Source organism: Micromonospora sp. SL4-19 (genome assembly GCF_047921475.1).
In the GTDB taxonomy this organism is placed as follows: Bacteria; Actinomycetota; Actinomycetes; order Mycobacteriales; family Micromonosporaceae; genus Micromonospora.
In genome coordinates, this window is sequence record NZ_JBLROB010000016.1 from 119,345 (window position 1) to 125,685 (window position 6,341).

5 protein-coding genes are annotated in these 6,341 nt (G+C 74.6%); 2 read left to right on the forward strand and 3 right to left on the reverse strand.

From position 1 onward, the window contains the following. Positions 1-5: 5 nt before the first annotated feature. The gene (locus ACNAVT_RS20020) at positions 6-1,925 is read left to right on the forward strand and encodes a helix-turn-helix domain-containing protein (protein ID WP_416298394.1); all 1,920 of its coding nucleotides are present in this window, start codon (positions 6-8) and stop codon (positions 1,923-1,925) included. Positions 1,926-1,943: 18 nt separating this feature from the next. Here the strand turns inward: ACNAVT_RS20020 and ACNAVT_RS20025 are convergent, their stop codons facing one another. The 3 genes from ACNAVT_RS20025 to ACNAVT_RS20035 all read right to left on the reverse strand — a co-directional run bounded on the left by ACNAVT_RS20025 (position 1,944) and on the right by ACNAVT_RS20035 (position 5,365). Beyond that, on the reverse strand, positions 1,944-2,552 hold the full coding sequence (locus ACNAVT_RS20025) for a TetR/AcrR family transcriptional regulator (RefSeq protein WP_416298377.1): 609 nt from the start codon (positions 2,550-2,552) through the stop codon (positions 1,944-1,946). Between the two features lie 11 nt (positions 2,553-2,563). Beyond that, the gene (locus ACNAVT_RS20030; protein ID WP_416298379.1) at positions 2,564-4,132 is read right to left on the reverse strand and encodes an MFS transporter; all 1,569 of its coding nucleotides are present in this window, start codon (positions 4,130-4,132) and stop codon (positions 2,564-2,566) included. A gap of 171 nt (positions 4,133-4,303) precedes the next feature. Then, entirely contained in the window at positions 4,304-5,365 is a 1,062-nt protein-coding gene (locus ACNAVT_RS20035) for an FAD-dependent monooxygenase (protein WP_416298381.1), read from the reverse strand. 55 nt (positions 5,366-5,420) lie between these two features. Here ACNAVT_RS20035 and ACNAVT_RS20040 point away from each other — a divergent pair, with 55 nt between their 5' ends. Then, a complete protein-coding gene (locus ACNAVT_RS20040; RefSeq protein ID WP_416298383.1) occupies positions 5,421-5,978 on the forward strand; it encodes a TetR/AcrR family transcriptional regulator in 558 nt (185 codons plus the stop codon). Positions 5,979-6,341: the final 363 nt, after the last annotated feature.

A 6,341-nucleotide genomic window follows, 5' to 3' on the forward strand; every position in this document is an offset into this window, starting at 1 on the left:
GCACAATGTCGGTCATGTCGTCGCCGGTCGAGTTTCTGGAGCTGCTGGCCCGGGAGGCCGCCGCGGTCGAGTTCGAGGGGCCGCTGGTCGCGGCCCGCGCCGCCGGCCTGCCGGCCGAACGGCTGGCCGAGTTGGAGCAGGCGAAGGTGGTGGCGCTGCGGGTCCGCGCACTGCTGGAGCGCCGGCGCCGCCGGGAGACCGAGCTCTCCGGCCTGTACGACACGGCCAGCGACCTGGCCGGCCTGCGCGATCTGGACGACGTGCTGCGGGCGATCGTGCACCGGGCTCGGATCCTGCTCGGCACCGACGTGGCGTACATGACGCTCAACGACGACGAGCGCGGCGACACCTACATGCGGGTCACCGACGGCTCGATCTCGGCGCGCTTCCAGCGGCTGCGGCTGGAGATGGGCGACGGCCTGGGCGGGCTGGTGGCCCAGACCGGCACCCCGTACGTCACCTCCAACTATCAGGAGGACGACCGGTTCCGGCACACCAACGAGATCGACGGCGGGGTCGGCGAGGAGGGCCTGGTGGCCATCCTCGGCGTACCGCTGCGGCTCGGGTCGAGCGTGATCGGCGTGCTGTACGCGGCCAACCGGTCGGCCCGGCCGTTCGCCCGGGAGGAGGTGTCGCTGCTGGTCTCCCTCGCGGCGCACGCGGCGGTGGCGATCGACACCGCCCGGCTGCTCGCGGAGACCCGCTCGGCGCTGGCGGAGCTGTCCGCGGCGAACAGCACGATCCGGGCGCACAGCAGCTCGGTGGAGCGGGCCGCCGCCGCCCATGACCGGATGACCGCCCTGGTGGTGCGTGGCGGCGGCATGGAGGACGTCGCGGCGGCGGTCACCGAGGTGCTCGGCGGGGCCCTGCTGGCGCTGGACGCCGAGGGCCGCCGGCTGGCCCGGGTGGGCGAGATCGAGGAACCGGACCGGGCGGACATCGTGGAGGCGGTGGCCGCGTCCCGGACCGAGGGGCGCAGCGTCCGGCGAGGTCCGCTCTGGTACGCCGCGGTGGTGGCCGGCGCGGAGAACCTGGGTGCGCTGGTGCTGCGCCCGAACGGGGAGCTGGTCGACGCCGACCAGCGGATCCTGGAGCGGGCCGCGCTGGTGACCGCGTTGCTGCTGCTGTTCCGGCGGACCGTGGCGGAGGCGGAGGGACGGGTCCGGGGCGAGCTGCTGGACGACCTGATCGCGCGGCCGCTGCGGGACATCGACGCGCTGCGCAGCCGGGCCCGCCGGCTCGGGGTGGACCTGGACGCCCCGCACGTGCTGGTGGCGGTCGGCGACGACGCGATCGCGGCGACCGGCTCGGCCCGGCAACGGGTGCTCTCCTGGGCCACCACGTACGCCTCGACCCGGAGTGGGCTGGCGGCGGCGCGCGACGGTCGGGTGGTGCTGATGCTGCCGGGCAGGGACGCCGGCGGCGCGGCCCGCGCGGTGGCCCGGGACCTGTCCCGGGTGACCGGCCGGCCGGTGACCGCCGGGGCGAGCGGGCCGTCGACCGGGCCTGCGCCGCTGGCCACCACCTTTGCCGAGGCGGAACGCTGCCTGACCGCGTTGGGCGCGCTGGGCCGCGCCGGGCAGGGCGCGAGCACCGCCGAGCTGGGCTTCGTCGGGTTGCTGCTGGGCGCGGTCGGCGACTCGGGCGACCGGGACGTGGCCCGGTTCCTCATCACGACGGTGGGCCCGGTGGTCGACTACGACGCCCGGCGGGGCACCGCGCTGGTGAAGACGCTGGAGGCGTACTTCGGGGTGGGCGGCAGCCTGGCCCGGGCGGCGGAGCTGCTGCACGTGCACGTCAACACGGTGACCCAGCGGCTGGAACGGGTCGGGCAGCTGCTCGGCGCGGACTGGCAGAAGCCGGAACGGGCCCTGGAGGTCCAGCTGGCACTGCGCCTGCACCGGCTGCGCACCCCCGCCGGCTGACCGACCGTACGTCGACGGTCAGCGGGCGCGGAGGCCGTCCAGGACGGCGTCGACGATCCGCTCCGGCAGGATCTTGTCGTCCAGTTCCGGCTGCCAGCGCAGCATCCGCTGCATCAGCATCGGCCCGCTCAGCAGTGCCATCGCCAGCTCGATGTCCAGGTCGGCGCGGAGTTCCCCGCTGCGTACCCCGCGCTGGAGCACCTCCCGCATCAGCTTCCGGCGCGGCTCGACCATGTTCTGGTAGAGCCGGTAGTGGGCCGGGCTGCGGTTCACCTCGGGCACCAGGCAGGGCATGATCTTCGCGGCCCGCGGGTCGATGTTGTGCCCGATCGCGCCGACCAGCAGCACCAGGTCGTCGCGGACGGAGTGGCCGGCCGGCTGGGGCGGGGTGCCCTTGAGGGTGCGCAGCGCGTCGAGGAGCAGGGCGTCCTTGCCCGGCCAGCGGCGGTAGATGGTGGCCTTACCGACCCCGGCACGGGCGGCGATCGCCTCGATGGAGAGCGCCTCGATCGTGTTGCCCTCGGCGAGCAGGTCCAGGGTCGCCTGCACGATCGCCTCGTCCGCGCGGATGCTCCGCGGTCGCCCAGGCGACCGCGGAGCATCGGCAGTGAAATTCATGTCAGACATTGTCGCCGAACCTAGGCGGTCCCGGCCAACTCCCGCTCGGTGGCCGGCCGCTCGTCGGTCGGACCGAGCACCGGACGGCCCGGCATCCAGCGGAGCACGATCACGACGCCGAGCGCGGCCACCAGCGCGGAGACCGCCGCCGCCCAGTGCATCGCCGACACGAACGAGTCGTTGGCCGCCGCGATCAGCCTCGGCGCCGCCGGCCCGAGCTGCGCCGCCGCCGCGTACGCGCCGGAGATGGACTCCTCGGCCGCCGCCCGGGCCGGGGCGGGCAGGCCGTCGAGCGCCGAGGCGACGTCGCTGCGGTAGACCGCGGAGAGCACCGAACCGAGCACCGCCACGCCGAGCGCGCCGGCCACCTGCCGGACGGTGTTGCTGATCGCCGAGCCGACGCCAGCCTTCTCCCGGGGCAGCGCGGACATGATCGACTCGGTGGCCGGCGGCATGATGTTGGCCATCCCGGCGCCCTGCAGGAAGCCGAGCGCCGAGAAGATCCAGATCGGCGTGTCCGCGTCGATGAGGACGAACGCACCGAGCGCGGCGGCGGTGAGCAGCAGCCCGACCGCGGAGACGGCCCGCCCGCCGTAACGGCGGACCATGGCGGCGCTGCGCGGGGCGAAGATGAGCTGGGCCAGCGCGAACGGCAGGAAGAGCAGGCCGCTCTGCAGTGGGCTGTAGCCGCGCACCAGCTGCAGGTAGAACGCCCCGAAGAACATCACGCCCATCGCGGCGAAGAAGACCAGCCCGACCATCGCCACCGGGGCGGCGAACCGGGGCACCCGGAACAGCCGCACGTCCAGCGACGGGTGGTCGCTGCGCAGCTCGTGGGTGACGAACCAGGCCAGCACCGCGAGCCCGCCGGCGATGGCGGCCCAGACCCGCAGCCGGTCGAAGCCGTGCTCGCCGCCGTCGATGATGCCGTAGGTGAGGGCGACCAGGCCGACCACGGACAGCAGCACGCCGAGCTGGTCGACCCGGCCCGGGTTCGGGTCCCGGGACTCCGGCACCAGGGCGGCGACCAGCACCACGCCGAGCGCCACCACCGGGACGTTGATCAGGAAGACCGAACCCCACCAGTAGTGCTCCAGCAGGGCGCCGCCGAGGACCGGGCCGATCGCCACGGCGAGACCGACCGCGCCGGCCCAGACGCCGATCGCACGGGCCCGCTCCCGGGGGTCGAAGACGTTGGAGATGATCGAGAGCGTCACCGGCATGATGGCCGCGCCGCCGACGCCCATCAGCGCGCGGGCGCCGATCAGCTGCCCCGGGTTCTGCGCGTACGCCGAGATCAGCGACGCCAGCCCGAACAGGGCCAGGCCGACGAGCAGGAAACGCTTGCGCCCGAGGCGGTCGCCGAGGACGCCGAAGGTGAAGAGCAGGCCGGCGAAGACCAGCGTGTAGGCGTTGATCGCCCACTCCAGCTGGCCCTGGCTGGCGCCGAGGCCGTGCACCGGGTCGGCGAGCGTACGTAGGGCGACGTTGAGGATGGTGTTGTCGAGGACGACCACGAGGAGGCTGATCACCAGCACCCCCAGGATCGCCCACCTCCTCGGGTGTCCGGTGTTCTCGTGCGGTGCCATTCCCGGTTCTCCCCCCGGTTTCACCCGCGTCGAAAATACGATACGGGGCAGACTCGTAACGATGCTGAGCCTAGGTTTTCGGGTTTCGATACGGAACCGGTTCGTATCGTTTGTGTCCCAGGTCACCAGGTCGGGTGACCGCGGGTCGGCGGCGGGAGCCGGCGGTCGGGCTCAGGCGGGCGGGCCGGCGGCCAGGGCCAGCCGGAGCAGCGCGTCCCGCGCCGGCAGGAGCCGGCGGGCGTGAGCGAGCCGCCCCGTCCAGCGGGCCGCCGCGGCGATCCGCTGGGTCGGGCGGCGGCGCCGCCGGTCGTACGCCCGCAGCGCGGCGGGCACGTCGTCGGTGTCGTGCAGGCAGTCCGCCAGCGCCACCGCGTCAATCAGCGCCTGGCAGGCGCCCTGCCCGAGGTCGGGGGTCATGGCGTGGGCGGCGTCGCCGAGCAGCGCCACCCGACCGGACACGTAGGACGGCAGCGGGGTGAGGTCGCGTATCTCGTGGCGGAGGACCCCGTCCGCGGCCAGGGCGCCCAGCAGCCGGGGGATCGGCTGGTGCCAGTCGCCGAAGAGTCGGCGCAACTCCTCCCGGTCGTCGGCGGGCGGCGGATGACCCTCCGGGAGCGCGACGGCGGCGTACCAGTTGGTCCGCCCCGGCCCCTCGGGGGTGACGCCGAACTTGCGCCCCCGCCCCCAGGTCTCGCCGCCGACCGGGACCTCGATGTCCGCGACCCCACGCCAGGCCACCGCGCCGGCGTACCGCAGTGGGCAACGGTCCCCGTGCAGCACGGTCCGGACCACGCTGCCGATCCCGTCCGCCCCGACCACCAGGTCGTACGCCTCGGCCAGCGAGCCGGGGTCGTCGACCGGAGCGCCGAAGCGCAGCACCGGCCCGGGCAGCGCGCCGGCGAGGACCTCGAGCAGAGCCGGGCGGGTGATCAGGTGCACCGGCTCGCCGTGCCGCCGCTCCAGCCGCCCGACGTCGATCGCGGCGATGCGGGAGCCGTCCGGGCGCCGGATCAGCCCGTCGGCCTGCCGGCGGCCGCGCCGTCGCACCTCCGCGCCCACGCCGAGGGCGTCGAGCGCGCGCAGCGCCCCGGGCCAGATGCCCAGGCCGGTGCCGGTCTCCGGCAGCGCCGCGGACCGCTCCAGGACGGTCACCTCCCAGCCGGCCGCGCGCAGACCGATCGCCGCCGCCAACCCGCCGATACCGCCACCGACCACCGCCGCATGCCGCCCCATGCCAGCACCGTACTACAGATGTAGTGAGCAGCACTACGCCTGTAGTCTGTCCGGCGTGACGGATCGGCGACAGCTCCTGCTCGACGCGGCCATCAGGGTGCTCGGCACCCGAGGGCTCCGGCAGCTCACCCACCGCGCCGTGGACGCCGAGGCGGGCCTGCCGGAGGGTTCCGCGTCCAACGCGTACCGGACCCGGGAGGCGCTGGTCGCCGGCGTCTTCGGCCGTCTCGTCGAGGTGGAGACGGCGGCCTGGGACCAGCTTGCCGGGCAGCTGCCGCCGGGCGACCCGACCGCCTTCGCGGCGGTGCTCGGCCGGCTGATCCGGCAGCTCACCACCGAGGGGCGAGTACTCACGCTGGCCCGGTACGCGCTCTTCGCCGAGGCGGCCGTCCAGCCGGCACTGCGCGCCGAGGTCGCCGCCGGTCGGGACCGGCTGGCCGGGTGGGGCCTGCCGGTGCTCGCCGCGCTCGGCTCGACCGACCCCCGCGTCCACTTCCGGATGCTGCTCGCCCTGGTGGACGGCCTACTCAGCAACCAACTGGCCGGCCCGGAGGACGACTTCGACCCGGAGTCCGCCGTCGCCGCCCTGCTCCGCGGCATCCTGCCCCGCTGAACGCACAGGCGCACGCGACGGCTCGGGCCCAGGCGGGCGGTGGCCGTGGTGTGGGCTGGCCCCGCCTGGGCGTTATGGCGGGCGGCGTCCGGTTTGCGGGTGTGACCGGCGGCATCCTGGCCCCGGAATGGCGGGCGGCCGGGGGTGGTTGAACACGGGTGCACGGCCGAGGAAGACACCCGGCCCGGTGGCGGGGTGTGTGGGCCCGGAATGATGGTGGGTCGCCGGTCGTTGTACATGGTCCCGGCGCCGCGAAGAGGCGATCCCCTTGCCCCGCAGGCCGCTGGTTGAAGACTTTCCCCCCTTTGCTTTTTGGCGCCTGACGGTGCTTGCGCATGTGCTGGTTCCCCCCGGGACCGGTGG